The organism is Pseudomonas sp. BF-R-24 (assembly GCF_019947335.1).
GTDB lineage: Bacteria > Pseudomonadota > Gammaproteobacteria > Pseudomonadales > Pseudomonadaceae > Aquipseudomonas > Aquipseudomonas jessenii.
Map to the genome: position 1 here is coordinate 14,998 of NZ_JAGYGG010000043.1, position 19,174 is coordinate 34,171.

General features: G+C 60.0%; 16 protein-coding genes. 13 read left to right on the forward strand and 3 right to left on the reverse strand.

What is annotated here, in order from left to right; translation table 11 throughout:
• Positions 1-6 precede the first annotated feature (6 nt).
• A complete protein-coding gene (locus tag KGA98_RS24560; RefSeq protein WP_154909048.1) occupies positions 7-1,011 on the reverse strand; it encodes a LysR family transcriptional regulator in 1,005 nt (334 codons plus the stop codon).
• Between the two features lie 160 nt (positions 1,012-1,171).
• On the opposite strand from KGA98_RS24560, the gene KGA98_RS24565 reads away from it, so the two are divergent.
• The 12 genes from KGA98_RS24565 to KGA98_RS24620 all read left to right on the forward strand — a co-directional run bounded on the left by KGA98_RS24565 (position 1,172) and on the right by KGA98_RS24620 (position 16,721).
• Positions 1,172-1,927 (forward strand): class II aldolase/adducin family protein, encoded by a 756-nt coding sequence (locus tag KGA98_RS24565; RefSeq protein ID WP_150813087.1) that lies wholly within the window; start codon positions 1,172-1,174, stop codon positions 1,925-1,927.
• Positions 1,924-2,853, forward strand: a complete 930-nt coding sequence (locus tag KGA98_RS24570; protein WP_154909047.1) for a 2-hydroxyacid dehydrogenase — start codon at positions 1,924-1,926, stop codon at positions 2,851-2,853. Before KGA98_RS24565 ends, KGA98_RS24570 begins: the two co-directional genes overlap by 4 nt.
• A gap of 22 nt (positions 2,854-2,875) precedes the next feature.
• Complete coding sequence (locus tag KGA98_RS24575; RefSeq protein ID WP_223504220.1) at positions 2,876-4,114, forward strand: Zn-dependent hydrolase; 1,239 nt, start codon at positions 2,876-2,878, stop codon at positions 4,112-4,114.
• A 175-nt stretch (positions 4,115-4,289) separates the two neighbouring features.
• Positions 4,290-5,618: an MFS transporter gene (locus tag KGA98_RS24580; protein ID WP_095966169.1), complete on the forward strand. Its 1,329-nt coding sequence runs from the start codon at positions 4,290-4,292 to the stop codon at positions 5,616-5,618.
• Positions 5,619-5,698: 80 nt separating this feature from the next.
• On the forward strand, positions 5,699-7,024 hold the full coding sequence (locus KGA98_RS24585) for an OprD family porin (protein WP_223504191.1): 1,326 nt from the start codon (positions 5,699-5,701) through the stop codon (positions 7,022-7,024).
• A gap of 59 nt (positions 7,025-7,083) precedes the next feature.
• Positions 7,084-7,473 carry a RidA family protein gene (locus tag KGA98_RS24590; protein ID WP_150758548.1) on the forward strand — a complete coding sequence of 130 codons (390 nt, stop codon included), beginning with the start codon at positions 7,084-7,086 and terminating at the stop codon, positions 7,471-7,473.
• A 3-nt stretch (positions 7,474-7,476) separates the two neighbouring features.
• The gene (locus KGA98_RS24595; RefSeq protein WP_223504193.1) at positions 7,477-8,094 is read left to right on the forward strand and encodes an RraA family protein; all 618 of its coding nucleotides are present in this window, start codon (positions 7,477-7,479) and stop codon (positions 8,092-8,094) included.
• A gap of 214 nt (positions 8,095-8,308) precedes the next feature.
• Positions 8,309-13,141, forward strand: coding sequence for a M10 family metallopeptidase C-terminal domain-containing protein (locus tag KGA98_RS24600; protein ID WP_223504195.1), 4,833 nt, complete (start codon positions 8,309-8,311; stop codon positions 13,139-13,141).
• Positions 13,142-13,411: 270 nt separating this feature from the next.
• Entirely contained in the window at positions 13,412-13,867 is a 456-nt protein-coding gene (locus KGA98_RS24605) for a glycine zipper 2TM domain-containing protein (protein ID WP_154946429.1), read from the forward strand.
• A 200-nt stretch (positions 13,868-14,067) separates the two neighbouring features.
• Positions 14,068-14,883, forward strand: coding sequence for an AraC family transcriptional regulator (locus KGA98_RS24610; RefSeq protein WP_223504197.1), 816 nt, complete (start codon positions 14,068-14,070; stop codon positions 14,881-14,883).
• 110 nt (positions 14,884-14,993) lie between these two features.
• Positions 14,994-16,070 (forward strand): threonine aldolase family protein, encoded by a 1,077-nt coding sequence (locus tag KGA98_RS24615; RefSeq protein WP_223504199.1) that lies wholly within the window; start codon positions 14,994-14,996, stop codon positions 16,068-16,070.
• A gap of 192 nt (positions 16,071-16,262) precedes the next feature.
• Positions 16,263-16,721, forward strand: coding sequence for a metallophosphoesterase family protein (locus KGA98_RS24620; RefSeq protein ID WP_223504222.1), 459 nt, complete (start codon positions 16,263-16,265; stop codon positions 16,719-16,721).
• Positions 16,722-16,740: 19 nt separating this feature from the next.
• Here the strand turns inward: KGA98_RS24620 and KGA98_RS24625 are convergent, their stop codons facing one another.
• Entirely contained in the window at positions 16,741-17,199 is a 459-nt protein-coding gene (locus KGA98_RS24625; protein ID WP_223504201.1) for a winged helix-turn-helix transcriptional regulator, read from the reverse strand.
• A 135-nt stretch (positions 17,200-17,334) separates the two neighbouring features.
• On the opposite strand from KGA98_RS24625, the gene KGA98_RS24630 reads away from it, so the two are divergent.
• On the forward strand, positions 17,335-18,612 hold the full coding sequence (locus KGA98_RS24630) for an MFS transporter (protein ID WP_223504203.1): 1,278 nt from the start codon (positions 17,335-17,337) through the stop codon (positions 18,610-18,612).
• Here KGA98_RS24630 and KGA98_RS24635 read toward each other — a convergent pair.
• A complete protein-coding gene (locus tag KGA98_RS24635; RefSeq protein WP_223504205.1) occupies positions 18,571-19,002 on the reverse strand; it encodes a GFA family protein in 432 nt (143 codons plus the stop codon). The two genes, KGA98_RS24630 and KGA98_RS24635, sit on opposite strands and share 42 nt — an antisense overlap.
• Between the last annotated feature and the right edge of the window lie 172 nt (positions 19,003-19,174).

Here is a 19,174-nt window from a genome sequence, read left to right on the forward strand (position 1 = left end):
CAAAAGTCAGACTTCCTGGTCGACCTTCTGATCAACGGATTGTTCTGCAACTGCGATGGCATGCTGGAAGCTTTCAAGAAATACAGTTTCTGCATGGGTCATTTTTTGCTCGCGGTTCCACAACAAGTGAATGTCCACGTCGGAGACTCCATCCCGGGGCGGCAGGCGCCAGAGCATGCCGTTGTAGAGGTCAATATCGAGTAAGTGCTCTGGCAAACAGCCGATACCAAATCCTGCGATCACCAACCTGCGTATTTCTTCAAAGTTTGATGACGACGCGACGATCTTGCCGGTGAAGCCCTGTTGGTCACGAAACACGGTAAGCGGCGAAAGATTGCCGCCAATCTGGTCGCTCGTGAAGCTGACAAAATTTTCCCCTTGCAGCTCAGCCAGATCCAGGCCCCGCACGCCAAAAAAGCGATGGCGTTTTCCGCAAAAGAACGCATATCGCTGACGTATCAGACAACGCTGCTCAAGCTTGGGTTGAGCGATGCGGCATAAACCGACACCGACGGTGGCGGTCTTCTGTATCAGCGAACTGAGAATGTCGGAGCTGCGCATTACCTCTATTTCCAACTCCACACGCGGATGATTGAGATGAAAATTCGCGAGAAAATCATCATAGACCGTCGATTGCACCCGGCTGATCGAGAGCAGGCGAACCTTCCCCACCACATCATCCTGGGGGCCTTCGATGGCCGAGCCGATGCGCGACACGTTGCCGTACATCTCTTCGGCAATCCGCAGTATTTCTTCCCCTGCCTCAGTGAGATCGAAGCGTGGCCCCTTGCGCGAAATCAAGGCGCACTCCAACTGCTCTTCCAGCCGCTTGAGCGATTGACTGACGGCTGATTGGGTAATGAACAGCCGCGCCGCAGCACGGCTGATGCTCCCTTCCTGACCAATCGCCAGGTACGTGCGCAACAAATTCCAGTCCAGACGATCGTTGAGGAAACGCCGCCCTCCCCATCTAGCCTGCATTAGCTCTTCATTCGAGTTTTTGCTGCTCATCTTAATGTCCATTATTAGCGTGACTTAATCAGCGCTTAAGGATTAGCAAATTGCTTAATTATAGAGGCTACGAGATAAAGCACGAAGGCGCCAGAGGGACAGAGCGTTACCGTGATCCGATTGATCCCTGTCGGTAAAATAATCAGAGAAAGGAACTTACATGTACACACCCGACAACATTGCCCCCGCCGAGTGGAAAGCCCGCTGCGAGCTGGCCGCACTGTATCGACTGGTCGCGTACTTTCGCATGACCGACCTGATCGACACTCACATCACCCTGCGCATTCCAGGCCCTGAACACCACTTCCTGATCAACCGCTACGGCGTGATCTTCGATCGCATGAAAGCCAGCGACCTGGTGCGCATAGACCAGTATGGTCAGGTGGTGGGCGGTGCGAACGAGCGCACCCGTGTCAACGCCGCAGGCTTCGTGATTCATTCGGCGATCCACATGGCCCGCCCGGATCTCAATTGCGTGGTGCATACCCATACCGCAGCCGGGATGGCTGTGGCCGCCCAGGAGCAAGGTCTGTTACCGATCAGCCAGCATGCGCTGAAGTTCTACGGCAAATTGGCTTATCACACCTATGAAGGCATTGCGCTGTCGCTGGCCGAGCGTGAACGATTGGTCGCCGACCTGGGGCCACACAAGGCCATGATCCTGCGTAACCATGGCCTGCTGGCGGCCGGTGGAAACGTGGCTGAAGCCTTCCACGAAATTCACTTCCTGGAGCGCGCCTGCCAGGCGCAGGTCGCGGCGCTGGCCGGCGGCAGCCAGCTGGTCTACCCCAGCAAAGAAGTCTGCCAACACACAGCAGAACAGTTCGGCCGCGACGAAGCCGAGGAAATCATGGGGCTGAGCTGGAATGCCGCCTTGACCTTGATTGAAGACCAGCGCGAGTCCTATTGCTCATGAACACCGTCGTACTGCTGTCGCGCGACAGCATCCTGCTCGGCCAGCTCCAAGCGGCCTTTGCCCGTCAGGCGCCAGACATACGGGTAGTGCTGGCCGATGACCCGGTCGCCAGTGAAGCACTGGTCGCGGCATGCTGGTTCCCGCCGGCCAACAGTTTGGGCGCGCTGCCCAATCTGCAACTGGTGCATTCGGTTGCCGCGGGTGTTGATCACTTGCACACCGATCCCAGCTGCCCGAACTTGCACGTGTGCCGAGTGGTCGATCCCGCGCACCGCCAAGGCATGACCGAGTACGTACGCTGGGCGGTGATTCACTATCACCGACGTTTCGATCAGGTCTTGCAGCAGCAGCCTGACCAGCTCTGGCAGCGCCCGATACAGATTCAGGCAAAGGATTTCAAGGTCGGTGTGATGGGCTTGGGTTCGCTGGGCGCAGCCATTGCCGAAGACCTGGCCAGTGCCGGCTACAGCGTTCACGGCTGGGCGCGCAGTGTCAAAAACATACCCGACGTGGTCTGCCACAGCGGCGACCAGGCGTTCAGTGGCTTTCTCGAAGGCCTCGATCTATTGATCAACCTGCTGCCGTTGACCCCGGCGACCCGAGGCATTCTCTGCACTGAAACCTTCAAGGCCTTGGCGCCTGGTGCTGTAGTCGTCAACTGCGGTCGCGGCCAGCACGTACGCATCGACGATCTACAACAGGCATTGAGCAGCGGTCAGCTGCGCGGTGCGGTGCTCGACGTCTTCGAGCATGAACCCCTGCCGGTCGATGATCGCCTGTGGCGCATGCCCGGGGTGATCGTTACCCCGCACATGGCATCGGCGGCGTCCCACGACTGCATCGCCAGCCAGATTGCCGAAAACACGCGGCGGCTGGCCCGTGGTGAACCCCTGAACAACCCGGTCGATACGTCCCTGGGCTATTAAGACACGCGACAAGAGGTGAATGATGAAAGTATCCAAGGTCAACGGTGAGCGCCTGTGGGGCAGCCTGATGGACATGGCCAAAATTGGCGCCACCGAGCGTGGCGGCAACTGTCGCCTGGCCCTTTCCAGGGAAGACCTGGCTGGCCGCGAGTTGTTCATGGGCTGGTGCCGTGAGGCTGGCTTGAGTATCGCGTTCGATGCCATTGGCAATCTTTTCGCCCGCCGCGAAGGCCAGGACAATGCCCTGCCGCCGATCGTCATGGGCAGTCACCTGGACACCCAGCCAAAAGGTGGTCGCTTCGATGGTATCTACGGCGTGCTGAGCGGACTGGAGGTGGTGCGTTGCCTGAATGATCAAGGCATCGAAACCCGCCAGCCCATCGAAATCGCCGTGTGGACCAATGAGGAAGGTGCGCGCTTTACTCCGGCCATGTTCGGTTCGGCGGTGTTCACTGGCATTCTGCCGTTGCAAACGGCATTGGATGCCCGTGATGTCCAGGGCATCAGCGTCGCTGAAGCCTTGGCCGATATTGGCCATGGTGGAGACCTTCCCCTGCAGCGGGCCTTCGATTCTTACTTCGAGGCTCATATCGAACAAGGCCCAATCCTGGAAGACAACGGCCTGCCGGTAGGTGTTGTCACTGGCGGCCAGGCAATCTGCTGGCTGGATGTGCAGGTTGGCGGTGTCAGTGCCCACGCCGGCACCACACCGATGCCGTTGCGCAAGGATGCCCTGTTCGGTGTCGCTGAAATGGCCTGCGTGTTGGAATCAATCGCCAGAGACTTCGCGCCCAAGGGGCTGGTCACAGTGGGCCAGCTGGAGATAGCCAAGTCTTCACGCAACACCATCCCTGGGCGGATCAACTTTACTGTCGATCTGCGCCACCATGAAGACCAACAGATCGCCGCCATGGAGCAAGCCGTATACGAGCGCTTGCAAATCGTGGCTGACAAGCGCGGTTTGAACCTGGCGATCAGTCGTCACTGGCTCAGCCCGGCGACACCCTTTGATGCCGATTGTGTGGCCGCTGTGCGCTCGGCGGTCCAGGCGCTGGGTTACCCCCATCAAGACATCGTCAGCGGTGCCGGGCATGACGCCATTCACCTCGCCGGGCATTGCCCCACCACGATGGTCTTCATTCCCTGTGTCGGTGGCCTGAGCCACAACGAAGCCGAAGACGCCCTGCCTGACGATGTCCGCATGGGCTGCGACGTGCTGCTCAATGCGGTGCTGCAGCGAGCTCAGCACCTGAGCGACTGATTATGTAATTAACACCGAACCTCTGAGTTTGCGTCATTCACACGACCTCCGAGGCAGGGCCCGTTTGCGCCTGAAAAACAATAAAACCGATCTCCAGCTACAGCATCACCGTTACTCACACTGCCAACCAATAAATCAATCCACTGAGCCCAACGCTCAATTTGGAGAAAAAGGCATGAACAGCTCCGCGTGCATCCAGACCGCTACCCCGACGGTCGAACCCAGCGTCAACATGAAAAAAGTCGCCGTCGCCAGCGTCATCGGCACCACGGTGGAATGGTACGACCTGTTTGTTTTCGCCACGGCTTCCGCCCTGGTGTTCAACAAGATTTTCTTCCCGGCGTTCGATGCCTTGATTGGCACCCTCCTGGCCTTCGGCACCTTCGCTTCGGCTTATGGTGCGCGCATCGTCGGGGCTGCCTTGTTCGGCCACTACGGCGACAAGCTTGGGCGCAAATCGATGCTGCTGATTTCGCTATTGACCATGGGTGCGGCAACCTTTGCCATCGGTCTGTTACCGGATTACGCCAGCATTGGCATCTGGGCACCGATCCTGCTTTTAACCCTGCGGATCATTCAAGGCCTGGCACTGGGCGGTGAATGGGGCGGTGCGGTGTTGATGGCCGTCGAACATGCCCCCGCCAACCAGCGTGGCTTGTATGGCTCATGGGTACAGATCGGCGTGCCGGCCGGTACCATGATTGCCAACCTGGCCTTCCTGGCGATCGCCTGGTTGCTGCCGGCTGAAGACATGCTTGCCTGGGGCTGGCGCATCCCGTTCCTGGCCAGCGCGCTGCTGATTGCCGTGGGCCTGTACATCCGCCTCAACATTACCGAGACACCTGCGTTCCACAAGGCTCAAACCAGCGAGCCGCAAATCAAGCTGCCGCTGGCCGAAGTCTTCAGCAAATACTGGAAGCAAGTCCTGCTCGGCGGCGTGGCAACCATGTCGACCGGCGCATCTTTCAACATCATCGTCGCCTTCGGCCTGACCTATGGGACCCAGACCCTGGGCTTCAGCCGCACCATCATGCTCAGCGTGGTACTGGCCTCCTGTGCGCTGTGCATTGTGCTCTTGCCAGCCTTCGGTGCACTGTCTGACCGCTTCGGCCGCAAGCCGGTGATCATCGCCGGTATCGTCGGTGAAGCGCTGGTCGCCTTCCCTATGTTCTGGCTGATGGATACTCGCGAGCTGCCGCTGGTGTTTCTCGGCTATGGCCTGTTGATGACCGCGTTCGCCGCCAACTACGGGCCCATCGCAACCTTCCTCGCCGAGCTGTTCGGCACCCGTGTGCGTTACTCCGGCCTATCGGTGGCTTACATGCTCTCCGGGCTGCTGGGCAGCGCGGCCACGCCTATCGTGACCACGGCCCTGCTGGCAATGACCGGCAAAGGCTCGTCAGTGGCCTGGTACCTGATTGGCTCTGCGGTCATTTCCCTGATTGCCCTGTTACTGCTGACCGAAACCTTCAAGCGCGACTTGAGCGCTGGACGGGCTGAATAGCACCAAGTGACCCACAACAAGAATAAACCCACCCGCACTTGATCCTGCTGCCATTCACGCTCCCTCTGGATTCGTACACCATGGAAAAAACTCTGCACCTGTTTGGCATGAGCGCCGGCGCTTGCCTTTTGACTCTGAGCCAGGTCGCTTCAGCCGATTTCATCAGCGATAGCAAGGCCACACTGGGCTTGCGTAACTTCTACTTCAACAACGACTACCGCGACCGGCCCGGCAGTGCCGGCCAGAGCAAGACTGAGGAATGGGCGCAGGGACTCATGCTCAATTACTCCTCCGGTTTCACCGACGGCACCCTGGGGTTTGGCGTCGATGCGCTGGGGCTGGTGGGCCTCACCCTGGACAGCGGCCAGGGCCGCCATCGCGGCAGCTCGATGATCCCGACTGAAGGTGATGGCGCTGCCGATGAATGGAGCCGCCTGGGCGTGACCGCAAAAGCCCGTTTGAACAAGACCGAAATGCGTTACGGCACGCTGACGCCCAAACTGCCGATCCTGATAGCGAACGACGGTCGCCTGTTGCCCCAGACCTTTGAAGGCGGCCAGATCACCAGCAACGATCTCGACAAGCTGACCTTGACCGCCGGCCGTCTGGAGCACGCTACCGGGCGTGGCTCCAGTGATAGCACCGGGTTGGCGGTCAGCGGTGGGCGTCAGGAGAGCAACCAGTTTCTCTTCGCCGGTGCCGACTACAAAGTCACTAAAGATCTGACCGCGCAGTATTACCTGGCCAATCTCGAGGACTACTACACCCAGCACTTTTTCGGGCTGCAGCATGTGCTCGCACTCGGCGAAGGCCAGTCGTTGAAGACCGACCTGCGCTACTTCGATACATCTTCTGACGGCGCCAACAGCACGGTCAGCGGACGGGCCGACGGTTACCGGGTCGGTGGCTATAGCCGAAACGGTGCCGGTGAAATCGACAACCGCACCTGGAGCGCCCTCTTCACGTACAGCCTTGGTGGCCACGGGTTGACCGGCGGTTACCAGAGCGTTTCCGATGGCAGCAACTTCGTCCAGCTCAACCAGGGCTCCCTGGTGGACAAAGGGGCCGGTGGCGCAAGCCTGTATCTGTTCACCGACCGCATGCTCACCAGCTTCAACCGGGCCGGCGAACGCACCTGGTTCGGCCAGTACGCCTATGACTTCGCCGCCTCGGGCGTACCGGGCCTTCGCGCGTCGATGGTTTATCTCAAAGGCAGCCAGATCAAGACCACTTCTGGTAGCGATCAGCAGGAATGGGAGCGTGACCTGGCCCTGGATTACGTTATCCAGGACGGCACGTTCACAGGCCTGGGTTTCGGTTGGCGCTATGGCGTTCTGCACTCCGAAGCCGACGCTAATCAGGACCAGAACCGCTTGTTCGTCAGCTACACCCTGGCATTGTTCTGATTCACCGGCCCGCCGCCCATGCCGGGTCGGCGGGCCTCTATTCTCAGCGAGGTTCATTAATGAAACGTATCCAGGCAGCACCCGGCACAATCGGCCCGGTCGGTCCTTACTCCCAGGCAGTGGTCAGCGGCCATCTGGTGTTCACTGCCGGTCAAATACCCGCAGTCGGCGGACTGGATCAGCAACCCGAAGGCTTCGAAGAGCAAGTGCGCCAGACCTTGCGTAACCTGGAAGCCATCCTGATCGCGGCAGGTTCGGACTTCGATCACGTGATCAAGGTTAACGGCTATCTCACCGATCCAGCTCAACTGGAACCCTTCAACCGGGTCTATACCGAGGTGCTCGGTCATGCGCCGCCGGCACGCACCACGGTCTGCGTGGCACTCTGGGGGGTGGCACTGGAAATCGATTGCGTGGCCGAACTCATTGATTCAGCAAAGCAGAGGTAAGCCATGAACGCCCCTATTCAATTGCTTGAAAAACTCCACCAGGTCAGCTTCGCCACCCTCGGGCATTTGCTCGAAGACGGCTTTGTCAGTGCCGAAATTCGCTCCATGCTGAGCGCCGTCAAAGTGGTAGGTCGCGCCGTGACGCTGAGCGTGATCGACGCTGATGCCATTGCTGTCAACCGCGCCTTGGCAAGCCTGCAAGACGGCGACGTGCTGGTGATTGACATGAACGGTGATCGACATCACGCCTGTGTCGGTACGGTCACCGCCTGTGCGGCTCAAGCGCGAGGCGCCAGAGCCATCGTGGTCGACGGCGTGGTGACCGATATCCTTGAACTGCGCGAAGCCGGTCTGCCGGTTTTCGCCCGTGGTACCAGCCTGCTGACCACCAAACTGCACGGCAACGCCGAGAGCCAGTTGAACGTACCAGTGCAGTGTGGCGGGGTTCAGGTGCACCCGGGCGATCTGGTGCTGGGAGACGATAACGGGTTACTGATTCTTGACAGTCAGGCACTCGCCGCAGTCATCGACCAGGCACTGGCCAGTGATCGTGCAGAACCCGGTCTGCTGGACCGTCTTGAAGCCGGAGAGCCAATAGCATCCGTACTGCGTGTTCAATGATTGATCGCTTGTAATGCGGACCGCCGCGCGGCGGCGAGCGTCAACAAAACGTTATTTTTTGAAATGCTTCACAGCCGCTAATCAGTTAGTTCGGTTTTTTGACACTCCCCCGATATGCGGTCACAACTTTTGCGCTCCGTTGGGTCATAACACGGTAGCTGCCGATGGAATATTGGCATCTGCCGAGGTTTTCGCCTGATACGGAGATAAACTCATGATTTTCAATGTACAAATTTTTGGCGCCAAAGGAGATGGCATCACTGACGATACGGCGGCGATACAAAATGCAATTGATGCGGCGGCCGCTGCAGGCGGGGGGCAGGTGTACATGCCGACCGGAACTTACATCGTTTCGGGAGGTGAGGAACCCTCCGACGGCTGCCTGATGCTCAAGAGCAACGTCTACCTGTACGGCGACGGCATGGGCGCAACCACCGTCAAGGTGGCTGACGGCTCCGACACCAAGATCACCGGAGTCATCCGCTCCGCCTATGGCGAGCAAACCCACGACTTCGGCGTCAGCAACCTCACCATCGACGGCAACCGTGACAACACCACGGGCAAGATCGACGGTTGGTTCAACGGCTACATTCCAGGCGAAGCGGGCTACGACTCTAACGTCACCCTCGACAGCGTCGAGATCAAGGATTGCTCCGGGTACGGTTTCGACCCCCACGAGCAGACCGTGAACATGGTCATCAGCAACAGCGTGTCCCACGGCAACGGCCTGGACGGTTTCGTTGCCGACTTCCTCAGCGACAGCACCTTCGAAAACAACGTCGCCTACGATAACGACCGGCACGGTTTCAACATCGTTACCAGCACCCACGACTTCACACTCACCAATAACGTTGCCTACAACAACGGCGGCACTGGCATCGTCGTACAGCGCGGCAGCGAGGATATCCCCTCCCCCAGCAACATCACCATCACCGGTGGCGAGGTGTACGGCAACGGCGCCGAAGGGGTCCTGATCAAACTGTCCAGCGAGGTGACCGTCAGTGGCGTCGACATTCACGACAACGCCAGCGCCGGGGTCCGCATCTACGGCAGCAACCACGTCGAGATCATCGACAACACGCTCAACAACAACTCCCTGGGCAGCCCCGTACCGGAGATCATCATCCAGTCCTACGACGACACCCTGGGCGTGTCCGGCAAGTACTTCAACGGCAGCGATAACACCATCCAGGGCAACCTCATCACCGGCAGCGACCTGTCGACCTACGGCGTTGCAGAGCGCAATGAAGACGGCACTGATCGCAACGCCATCATCGGCAACACCATCAGCCACACCAGCAACGGTGCCACGCTGGTCTATGGCGACGGCAGCTACGTCAGCGCCACGGTGCCGATGACCACCGTGCAAGGTACGGCTGGCAATGACACCCTGCTGGGCAGCGCCGCCAGCGAGATTTTCTACGGCGTTGCCGGCAACGACACCCTCAATGGCGGGGCCGGTGGCGACATTCTGGTGGGTGGTGCAGGCATCGACAAACTCACCGGCGGTACCGGCGCCGATACGTTCCGTTTCGCCGCTCAGTCCGACAGTTACCGCAACGCGACCACAAGCTTTGATGACACCATCACCGACTTCGACGTCACCCAGGACAAGATCGACCTCGCCGGCCTCGGCTTCACAGGCCTGGGCAATGGCCGTGGCGGCACCCTGCAGGTCAGCTACAGCGCCAGCAGCGACCGCACCTACATCAAGGACTACGACGCCGACGTCAGTGGCAATCGTTTCGAGCTGATCCTCTCGGGCAACCTGACCAGCACCCTGACGGCCGATAACTTCATCTTTAATCGGGTGATTACCGGCACCAGCGGCAGCGACTCGCTGTTGGGCAGCGATTCGGCCGACACCCTGCTCGGCCTGGCGGGCAACGACAGCCTCAGTGGCGGCGCGGGCGACGACAAACTCGACGGCGGCGCCGGCATGGACACCCTCACCGGCGGTGCCGGGGCGGACACGTTCGTGTTTTCCAGTCGCCTGGACAGTTACCGTAACTACAACACCGGCGGTGCCAACCTTGGTGACTTGATCACCGATTTCGATATCACCGTCGACAAGATCGACCTCTCGGCCATGGGTTTCACCGGCCTGGGGGATGGCAAGAACAACACCGTGTACGTGGTGCTCAACAGTGCCGGCACCAAGACTTACATCAAGTCCCTGACCGCCGACGCCAATGGCAACCGCTTCGAAGTGGCACTGGACGGCAACTACCTCAACAAGTTGACCAGCGCCAACTTCGTCTTCGCCACGTCGTCACCAACCAACCAGGCGCCGGTGCTGGCCGCGCCGCTGCTGGATCAGAACGCCACCGAAAACACCGTGTTCAGCTACGTGGTGCCGGCCACCAGCTTCACCGATCCGGACAATGACAGCCTCAGCTACACCGCGAGCCTGGCCGACGGCAGCGCCCTGCCCGCGTGGCTGAGCTTCAATGCCAGCAACCTGACCTTCACCGGCACGCCGACCAGCACCGCGTCCGGTAATTACAACGTGCTGGTCAGAGCCACGGACCCGGCCGGTGCGTCGGTCAGCGATAGCTTTGCCCTGGTAGTGGCCGATGCGCCCGCCAACACCATCACCGGCACCAACAATGCCGAAACCCTCAACGGCACGGCGGGTGCCGACATGATCCTCGGCCTCGGTGGCAACGACACGATCAAGGCCGGCACTGGCGCCGACACCGTCGACGGCGGCGCCGGACGCGATTCGCTGTACGGCGGCGACGGTGCCGACACCTTCCGCTACAGCAACGTGCTCGACAGCTACCGCGACTACGACACCGGCGGTGTCACGGCCACCGACACGATTTATGACTTCACCGCCGGCGTCGACAAGATCGATGTTTCGGGCCTGGGCTTTCTCGGCCTCGGCGATGGCAGCAATGGCACGTTGTACATCACCCTCAACACGGCCGGTGACAAGACCTACATCAAGTCCGCCGAAGCGGATGCCGATGGCAATCGTTTTGAAATCGCCCTCATCGGCAACCACCTCAACACCCTGACCGCCAGCGACTTCGTGTTCGGCGAGAGCACCCGGCAGGACATCCTCTATCTGCCCACCCTCGGCCAATCCAATGCGCGCCTGCTGCGCATGACGGAGGACGACGGTCAGTCCGGCACCTCGATGCTGGTCAACGACCTGGACCGCTACACCCCCTATGACGTGCGCAGCCAGTTCACCGATGCCGATGGCAACGGCATCGACATCGCGGTGGGCGGCAGCACGGTCACCGGCCTGTCGACGCTCAGCGCCGGGGAACTCGAGTTGTGCTGGTGGCTGACCGACACCAACCAACCCGGGGCTGCGCTGTTGCGCGCCGTGACGCTGCTGCGGGACCAGCGAACCGAACTGCAATCCATCGATAACGTCACCATGGGCATCATTTGGGGCCAGGGCGAGGAAGCTGCCCAGGAGATCGCCCGAGCCACGGACAAAACAGCGGCAGCAGCGGCGTACAAGGCCGCGACCCTGAAGGTGTTTGATTACCTGCATGCCCAGTTCGGCAACTTCAGCGTGTACATGATGGAAACCGGTCACTACGAACAGGACGCAGCGCGTGCCCGTGGTTATTCGGAGGAGAAAATTGCCTCCATCGTCGAGGGGGGTGGCTATGTCCGCGCCGCCCAGGAAGCCATCGCCGCCGAGCGCGCCGACGTCAAGCTGGCGGTGGACTACACCGACCTCCCCTTGCGCTACGAAGTCGATCCGCTGGCGTATCCCGACGACGTCTGGCACCTGCACGAGGAGTCGGCGGAGATCGTCGGCCAGCGCTTGGCCGACTACATCGCCGGTGACCTTGGCTTCCAGGGCGACCCCAACGACAACAACAGCGTGCAGGATATTTTCGACAACGCCCGGAACATGATTTCCGGTACCGACCAGGCAGACACCTTGGTGGGCAGTTCGGGCAACGACACGCTGGATGGCGACCTGGGCGCCGACACCATGACCGGTGGCAATGGCAATGATATCTATGTGGTCGACAACGCGTTCGACCGCGTGGTGGAAACCAGCACCTCGACCTCGCAGATCGATACAGTGCAGGCTTCCGTCAGCTGGACCCTGGGCGCGAATCTCGAGAACCTGGTGCTCACCGGCGTGTCGGACATCAACGGCACCGGCAATGAGCGGCACAATTTCATCACCGGCAATGCCGCCAATAACGTGCTCGACGGTGCCGCAGGGGCCGACAGCATGAGCGGCGGCGATGGCAACGACACCTATTATGTCGACAACGCCGATGACACCGTGATCGAGACCAACAGCAATGCGGCGCCTGGAGGAGTCGACAGTGTGCACAGCAGCCTGGCGGCCTTTACCCTCAGCAATAACGTTGAACATCTGTATGTCGATAGCACTGGCGCCGGCAATGGCACGGGCAACGCGTTGGACAACACGCTGTTCGCCGGAACCGGCAACAACGTGCTGGACGGACGCGATGGCAATGACACGGTGTCTTTTGAGCGCGCCCTGTCCGGCGTTACCGTAAACCTCTCGACGTCAGCGCAACAAAACACCACGGGTTCCGGGCTCGACACCTTGAAATTCTGCGAAAACCTGACGGGAAGCGCCTATGCCGACAGTCTGTCGGGCAACAGCGCCGCGAACGTTCTGAACGGTGGTGCGGGCAACGATTCGCTGGTGGGTGGTTCGGGCGATGACCGGCTGATCGGCGGTACAGGCACCGACAACCTCATCGGTGGCACTGGCGCGGATACCTTCGCGTTCAGTGCGCTGTCGGACATGGGCGTCGGGGCTTTGCGCGATGTGATCAACGGTTTCAAGAGCACCGAGGGCGATCATCTGAGTTTCACCGGCCTGGACGCCAACCCGCTGACCGCAACCGTCGACGCCTTCGCCTTCATCGGCAGCAATGCCTTCGACCCTGCCAACGCCACCGGTCAACTGCGCTTTGCCAATGGCATTCTCCAGGGCAGTGTCAACGCCGACGCCACCCCCGAGTTCGAAATCCAACTGGTGGGCGTCCAGGAGCTGCACGCCAGCGATTTCACAGCCTTGGGTTAAGCCCACACCCTGCGGTAGTGCGCCTGGGGCGGGTGTGCGCGATTGAAGCCAGCCGTATCTCCCTCGAAAGGGGCAGCATCGCTGGAGATCCCGGCGCCCTTTACATCGACTGCGCGGATCAGTGGCCATCCTGGTCGTGCGCTGGCGCTGGCGCGCTTTCTCGACCTCAAACGCCTTGCACAGCCAGACAAGCGCATGAACCGGACTTTTTCGTCTAACGTCATTGGATGCGTTTGCATGATCCACTTCCTCTGAAAATGGAGTTCGACGATGAAAACAATCTTTTCCTGGCTGACGATTTCGCTTTTTGGTCTGTTGCTTGGCGGCTGTGCCGCGGTGGGGGCCGGGAGCGGAGGCGCTGGCGAGATGGAGATCCGCTCGGGGAAAATCGAGCAGATCACACAGACCCAGATGCAGACCAATCACGATAGCGGCGTCGGTGCCATCTTGGGGGGTATTGGCGGTCTGGGCCTGGGTAGCCTGATCGGCCAGGGTACCGGCCGGGATGTGGCGATGGTCGCCGGAGCCCTCGCAGGGGCGGCAGGCGGCAACTACGTCGAAAAGAAAAAATATGATCAGCCCGTGGACGCACAGCAGATCATCGTTCGCACCCAGAGCGGCGTACTGGTTTCGGTAACGCAGCCGATCAACCCGACGCTGAGAAAAGGCATGAACGTGTACGTCGAGGGTGCCGGAAACGAAGCGCGGGTGGTACCACAAAGCTAGGACGGCTACCGGGCGTTGCGCAGCGGACAAATGAGCCGTCGTCACTTGCTGCGCAACATCCTCATGGCGAGCGAGTTCGGTTGACACTCAATGACTCATGCTCGACCTCAGGCCAATTGCTGGCAACCCATGGATCTATACCTCTTGCGCACTTAAACTTTGAGTCTTTCGCCCTCCTCGCCGATTGTTGAACGGGTTTCATGACTGAGCAAGCCAAGTACCATCACGTGTCCGAAGTACCAGGCTTGGTGCTGGGGTCCGCACGTTTTGCGGATGTCGGCTTCGATCGCCATTACCATCTCGATTTCCACATTGGTTTTGTCACCGAAGGCATCCAGCGTCATCGAGCGAAAGGCGAGTCGTTTCTTTTGGGGCCGGGAAGTGTTGCCCTGATGCCGCCGGGTGAAATCCACGACGGTGTATCCGAGGGCGGCGGCACTTATACGCTCAAGACATTCCGTCTATCCCAGGCGCTGGTCGCGAGCCTGGCCGAGGAAATCAGCGGTCAACCGAAAGAGCTTGAATTGACCGGTGTGTTGCTCGAAGACACGGGGCTTGCCGGCAACCTGCGCGGTTTGCACGAAGCGATGCAGCAGGCCGTTGGCCCCGGCAGCCTCGCGGTGCAGACGCAATGGTTCACCCTCCTTGAACACCTGTTGAGCCAGTCACGGGCGATCAAGCCCGAAACGATTACCGGCTCGCTATCGCCCCTGCAATGGTCTCGCGTCAGGGACTATTGTTTCAGCCACATCGATGAGCGAATCACCCTCGATGATCTCGCCGGACTATGTGGGCTGGGGCGTTTCCCGTTTCTCAAGCAGTTCAAGCGGACCATCGGCATGACACCACACGCGTGGCTGCTTCGCCTGCGTCTCGAACGGGCCTGTGGCCTGCTGTCTGGCAGCGAGCAACCGATCATCGATGTCGCCCACGCCGTCGGTTTCTACGATCAAAGCCATTTCAACCGCGCCTTTCGACAGGCATTCGGCGTCGCGCCATCACGCTACAGGACTTAGGCCGTCGACCATCAGGCGAGCGTCAATTTTTTACAAGCGCAACAACCGTCCCCCTCCATAGGATGCGCCAATCCGGGCGAAACACCTTCGCCTGCGCAGCCGAGAACTGGATGATGAACGGTGAAACAAGCAGACCGCCCGCGCTGGGTTTTTCAAGTGACAACATCGCCGGTGCATCGCCGGAGGTGGCACAAGCCCTCGTCAAACACAGTTCGGGCCAGGCGGGTCCCTATGGCACCGACGAGTTGACGGCACAGGTCAAGCGCAAGTTCTGCGAGATCTTCGAGCGCGACGTGGAGGTCTTTCTCGTGCCCACCGGCACCGCCGCCAACGCCCTGTGCCTGAGTGCGATGACACCACCCTGGGGCAACATCTACTGCCACCCGGCCAGCCATATCAACAACGATGAATGCGGCGCGCCCGAGTTCTTCTCCAACGGCGCGAAGCTGATGACCGTCGACGGCCCGGCGGCCAAGCTGGATATCGTCCGGTTGCGCGAGCGGACTCGCGAAAAAGTCGGCGACGTACACACGACCCAGCCCGCCTGCGTGAGCATCACTCAGGCCACCGAAGTCGGCAGTATCTACACCCTGGATGAAATCGCAGCCATTGGTGACGTCTGCAAGTCCTCTTCCTTGGGATTGCATATGGATGGATCGCGCTTTGCCAACGCCCTGGTGTCGCTTGGCTGCTCCCCGGCCGAGATGACGTGGAAGGCCGGCGTGGATGCCCTGTCGTTCGGTGCCACCAAGAACGGCGTGCTGGCGGCGGAAGCCATCGTCCTGTTCAACACCTCCCTTGCCACCGAGATGAATTACCGCCGCAAGCGTGCAGGCCATCTCTCTTCCAAGATGCGTTTTCTGTCGGCGCAGATCGATGCGTACCTGACCGACGATCTCTGGCTGCGCAATGCATGCAAGGCCAACGCTGCCGCCCAGCGCCTGGCGCAAGGGCTTGAGGGCCTGGGTGGCGTCGAGGTGCTCGGCGGCACCGAGGCGAACATCCTGTTCTGCCGGCTGGACTCGGCAATGATCGATGCGCTGCTGAAGGCCGGCTTCGGGTTCTACCATGATCGCTGGGGACCGAATGTCGTTCGCTTTGTCACCTCGTTCGCGACCACCGCCGAGGATGTCGATCACCTGTTGAACCAGGTAAGGCTAGCTGCTGACCGCACACAAGAACGATAGTCGGTGGCGGGTGGCGGCTGTGCTCGCTCTGGTTTCAATGAGCAGCCGCCAAAGCGGAGTTTACGCCTTCGATGTCATTTACCGCCCCGGCCCGGCTGCGATGTGGTTGAATTGACTGCTTCGTTCAACAATGCTCAGCACAGGAGACATCCGCTTGAACCTGGAAGCAGAATGCATCTCGAGCCGCCCGCGATGAAAATCGGCGTCATCTCCGACACCCACGGTTTGCTCCGCCCCGAAGCCATTGCCGCCCTGCAAGGCTGTGATCGCATCCTTCACGCGGGTGACATCGGTAGCGAGGCGATCCTCGACCAATTGGCCGCAATCGCGCCGGTGGATGCGGTGCGGGGCAACAATGACCTGGACGCATCCTGGGCGCGGGGGTTGCCCGATTGTCTGCACCTGGAGTTCAACGGCTGGACTGTTCTGCTGGTGCATGACATCGCCGACGTGGCGGCCGATCTTGATAGCCGCATCAAGCTGGTGATCACCGGTCATTCGCACAAACCGTACATCGACTGGCGCGGTGAACGGCTATTCCTGAATCCCGGCAGTGCCGGGCGCCGACGCTTCAAGTTGCCTGTCACCCTGGCGTTGCTTGAGGTGGTTGACCGGTCAATCGAACCGCGGCTGGTGTCGCTGCTCGACTGAATCGCCTTCACCGTTCGATTCACGACTCGCTGGCAACCACCCTCACTCTGTGGCAGTCGGACGGTCCAAGTTTTTGGCCGCTCGAGGAGCGAACTTCAATCGGCATCAGGGACTGGCCGTACTCATTGTCCAACAGCACTGAACGCGTCTCGTCCCCCGTGAACAGAAACCGTTCGCCCCACTGCCTCATACTGACCACCACAGGAAAGATCTCACGCCCTTTCTCCGTCAGGACGTATTCCTTGTAGGCACTTCCATCCGACGCCGGTTGAACGTCGAATACACCGACCTCAACCAACGTCTTCAGGCGCGATGCCAGAATGTTCCTGGCCACCCCCAGGCTTTTTTGAAATTCGCTGAATCGGCGAATGTCGTCAAACGCGTCGCGAATGATCATGAGCGACCACCGATCCCCGATAGCTTCCAGTGTTCGTGCTACCGGGCATTCGCTGCTTGGCGATGAAGGGTCTACGACCATCGTGTTTACCTTTTTGGATAACGACTGCCAAGTCCGTCGACCGGTCTTGAGCAATGTGGTTGCAATATGAAACCCGATTCGACAACAATGAATCCAGTTGCTAATTGAAACCAGTTTAGCGCCACGGAGGCTCACGTGAAAGCAGATACCGATTCAGCCACCCATCCTTTCCTCGCGCAGGCTTCGGGGCTGTCTGCGCAACTCACGTTTCTATTTTCTGTCACCTGCGCGCTTGCCGTCGCCAACGTCTACTTCGCACAACCCTTACTCGATTCAATGGCCCGCAGCCTTGATGTTGCCCCATCAATGATCGGGTTTGTGGTGACGGCGACTCAAGTCGGTTACGCGCTGGGGTTGCTGTTCATCGTCCCTCTGGGCGACTTGTTAAACCGAAAAGGGCTGATTCTGACGCAAATGCTGCTGTCTGCGATTGCGCTGGCGGGAGTCGGCGCCGCACAGCAATGGCTGACCCTGTTGGGGGCCATGATCGCCGTGGGTTTGCTGGCAGTGATGGTTCAAGTGCTGGTGGCCTGCACCGCCGCGCTGGCAACGCCGTCACAACGTGGTCAGGCCGTGGGAACCGTCACCAGTGGCATTGTCCTGGGTATTCTTCTGGCGCGCTTCACGTCCGGGCTGATCGCCGATCTGGCGGGCTGGCGCGCTGTGTATTTCGCTTCCTCTGGATTGATGCTGACCCTCGCGGCGGTGTTCTGGAAAGTGTTGCCTGCGGCAGTGACGCCACGCAGTCGATACACCTATCCGACACTCATCCGCTCGCTCTTCACGCTGTTCATGACTGAACCGGTGTTGCGCATCAGGGGCCTGCTGGCCTTGCTGATCTTCGCCGCTTTTTCCGTGCTTTGGACATCCATGGTGCTGCCGTTGAGCGCCCCACCACTGTCGCTTTCGCACACGGTCATCGGCCTGTTTGGCCTGGCGGGCGTCGCCGGCGCCCTTGCGGCCAGAAGATCCGGGCGCTGGGCCGACCAGGGTTTGGGGCAACGCGTCACCGGCATTTCGCTGGCGATCCTGACGCTGTCCTGGCTGCCCATCGCCTTTGCACAGTCGTCACTGATCGCGCTGGTTTGTGGAGTGGTCTTGCTCGACTTCGCCGTGCAGGCCGTACACGTCACCAACCAGAGCCTGATTTTCGCGGCACGGCCCGACGCCCATAGCCGCATGGTCGGCGCCTACATGTGCTTTTACTCGGTGGGCAGCGCGCTGGGTGCCGCCGCCGCGACGCAGGTTTATGCGCTATGGGGGTGGATTGCCGTCAGCTTGCTGGGCGCTTCGATCAGTGTGGCGGCCCTGGTGCTGTGGTTGTTCACCTTCCAACTGTCAACGGGTCCCAAAGCCGACCACGCGCCTGAATCAAGCATCGACCTGCAACTCATGCAGAAGAAACCCCAGTGAATCCGGGGCTGCGCAATGACTTTTTGCCGAGCGTTGTTCATCCCACGACATCGCATCATCGGTGCAGAAATCTCCAACACACTCCATGCTCAACTCGCCATCGAGAAGTCCAAGCGGAATCCAGTAGTAAGGCGTTTCGCGAAGAACATTAGGCACGGTCGAGCCACATCGTGAGCAAAAGTCATTTCTGTACCCGCTGGGTTTGAGCCACCCCGTGATCATCCCTTGCCCTTCCTCCCACCGGAAGTCGCGAGCGTTGACCAGCGTGGCAAGATTATGGCCAACCCCGGTTTGCTTGCGGCACAGGGTGCAATGGCAGCGATAGAAAAATCGGGGTTCAACCGCCAGGGAAAAACGTACCGCCCCGCAAAGACATTGCCCTGATGCCATGAGTATCTCCCTTGAAAATTGATTCATCCGTATTTGCCGGTCAACGGGTTGGTATTGGAAAAGGGGGGCCGTCCTGTTACTGGCCCCTTATTGCCATGTCGGCTTGGCAAAATGATAACCTTGGGCTTTTCCTGCCCCTATTTCACGCAGCTCCCCACTAGCCCCCCCCTGC

Bases quoted from the DNA above. Each gene is read 5' to 3' on its own strand.
- KGA98_RS24575 (WP_223504220.1), top strand. From the start codon at position 2,876: ATGAAAGTATCCAAGGTCAACGGTGAGCGCCTGTGGGGCAGCCTGATG.
- KGA98_RS24565 (WP_150813087.1), top strand. From the start codon at position 1,172: ATGTACACACCCGACAACATTGCCCCCGCCGAGTGGAAAGCCCGCTGC.
- KGA98_RS24605 (WP_154946429.1), top strand. From the start codon at position 13,412: ATGAAAACAATCTTTTCCTGGCTGACGATTTCGCTTTTTGGTCTGTTG.
- KGA98_RS24580 (WP_095966169.1), top strand. From the start codon at position 4,290: ATGAACAGCTCCGCGTGCATCCAGACCGCTACCCCGACGGTCGAACCC.
- KGA98_RS24585 (WP_223504191.1), top strand. From the start codon at position 5,699: ATGGAAAAAACTCTGCACCTGTTTGGCATGAGCGCCGGCGCTTGCCTT.
- KGA98_RS24625 (WP_223504201.1), bottom strand. From the start codon at position 17,199: ATGGTCGTAGACCCTTCATCGCCAAGCAGCGAATGCCCGGTAGCACGA.
- KGA98_RS24590 (WP_150758548.1), top strand. From the start codon at position 7,084: ATGAAACGTATCCAGGCAGCACCCGGCACAATCGGCCCGGTCGGTCCT.
- KGA98_RS24615 (WP_223504199.1), top strand. From the start codon at position 14,994: ATGATGAACGGTGAAACAAGCAGACCGCCCGCGCTGGGTTTTTCAAGT.
- KGA98_RS24560 (WP_154909048.1), bottom strand. From the start codon at position 1,011: ATGAGCAGCAAAAACTCGAATGAAGAGCTAATGCAGGCTAGATGGGGA.
- KGA98_RS24595 (WP_223504193.1), top strand. From the start codon at position 7,477: ATGAACGCCCCTATTCAATTGCTTGAAAAACTCCACCAGGTCAGCTTC.
- KGA98_RS24600 (WP_223504195.1), top strand. From the start codon at position 8,309: ATGATTTTCAATGTACAAATTTTTGGCGCCAAAGGAGATGGCATCACT.
- KGA98_RS24620 (WP_223504222.1), top strand. From the start codon at position 16,263: ATGAAAATCGGCGTCATCTCCGACACCCACGGTTTGCTCCGCCCCGAA.
- KGA98_RS24610 (WP_223504197.1), top strand. From the start codon at position 14,068: ATGACTGAGCAAGCCAAGTACCATCACGTGTCCGAAGTACCAGGCTTG.
- KGA98_RS24635 (WP_223504205.1), bottom strand. From the start codon at position 19,002: ATGGCATCAGGGCAATGTCTTTGCGGGGCGGTACGTTTTTCCCTGGCG.
- KGA98_RS24570 (WP_154909047.1), top strand. From the start codon at position 1,924: ATGAACACCGTCGTACTGCTGTCGCGCGACAGCATCCTGCTCGGCCAG.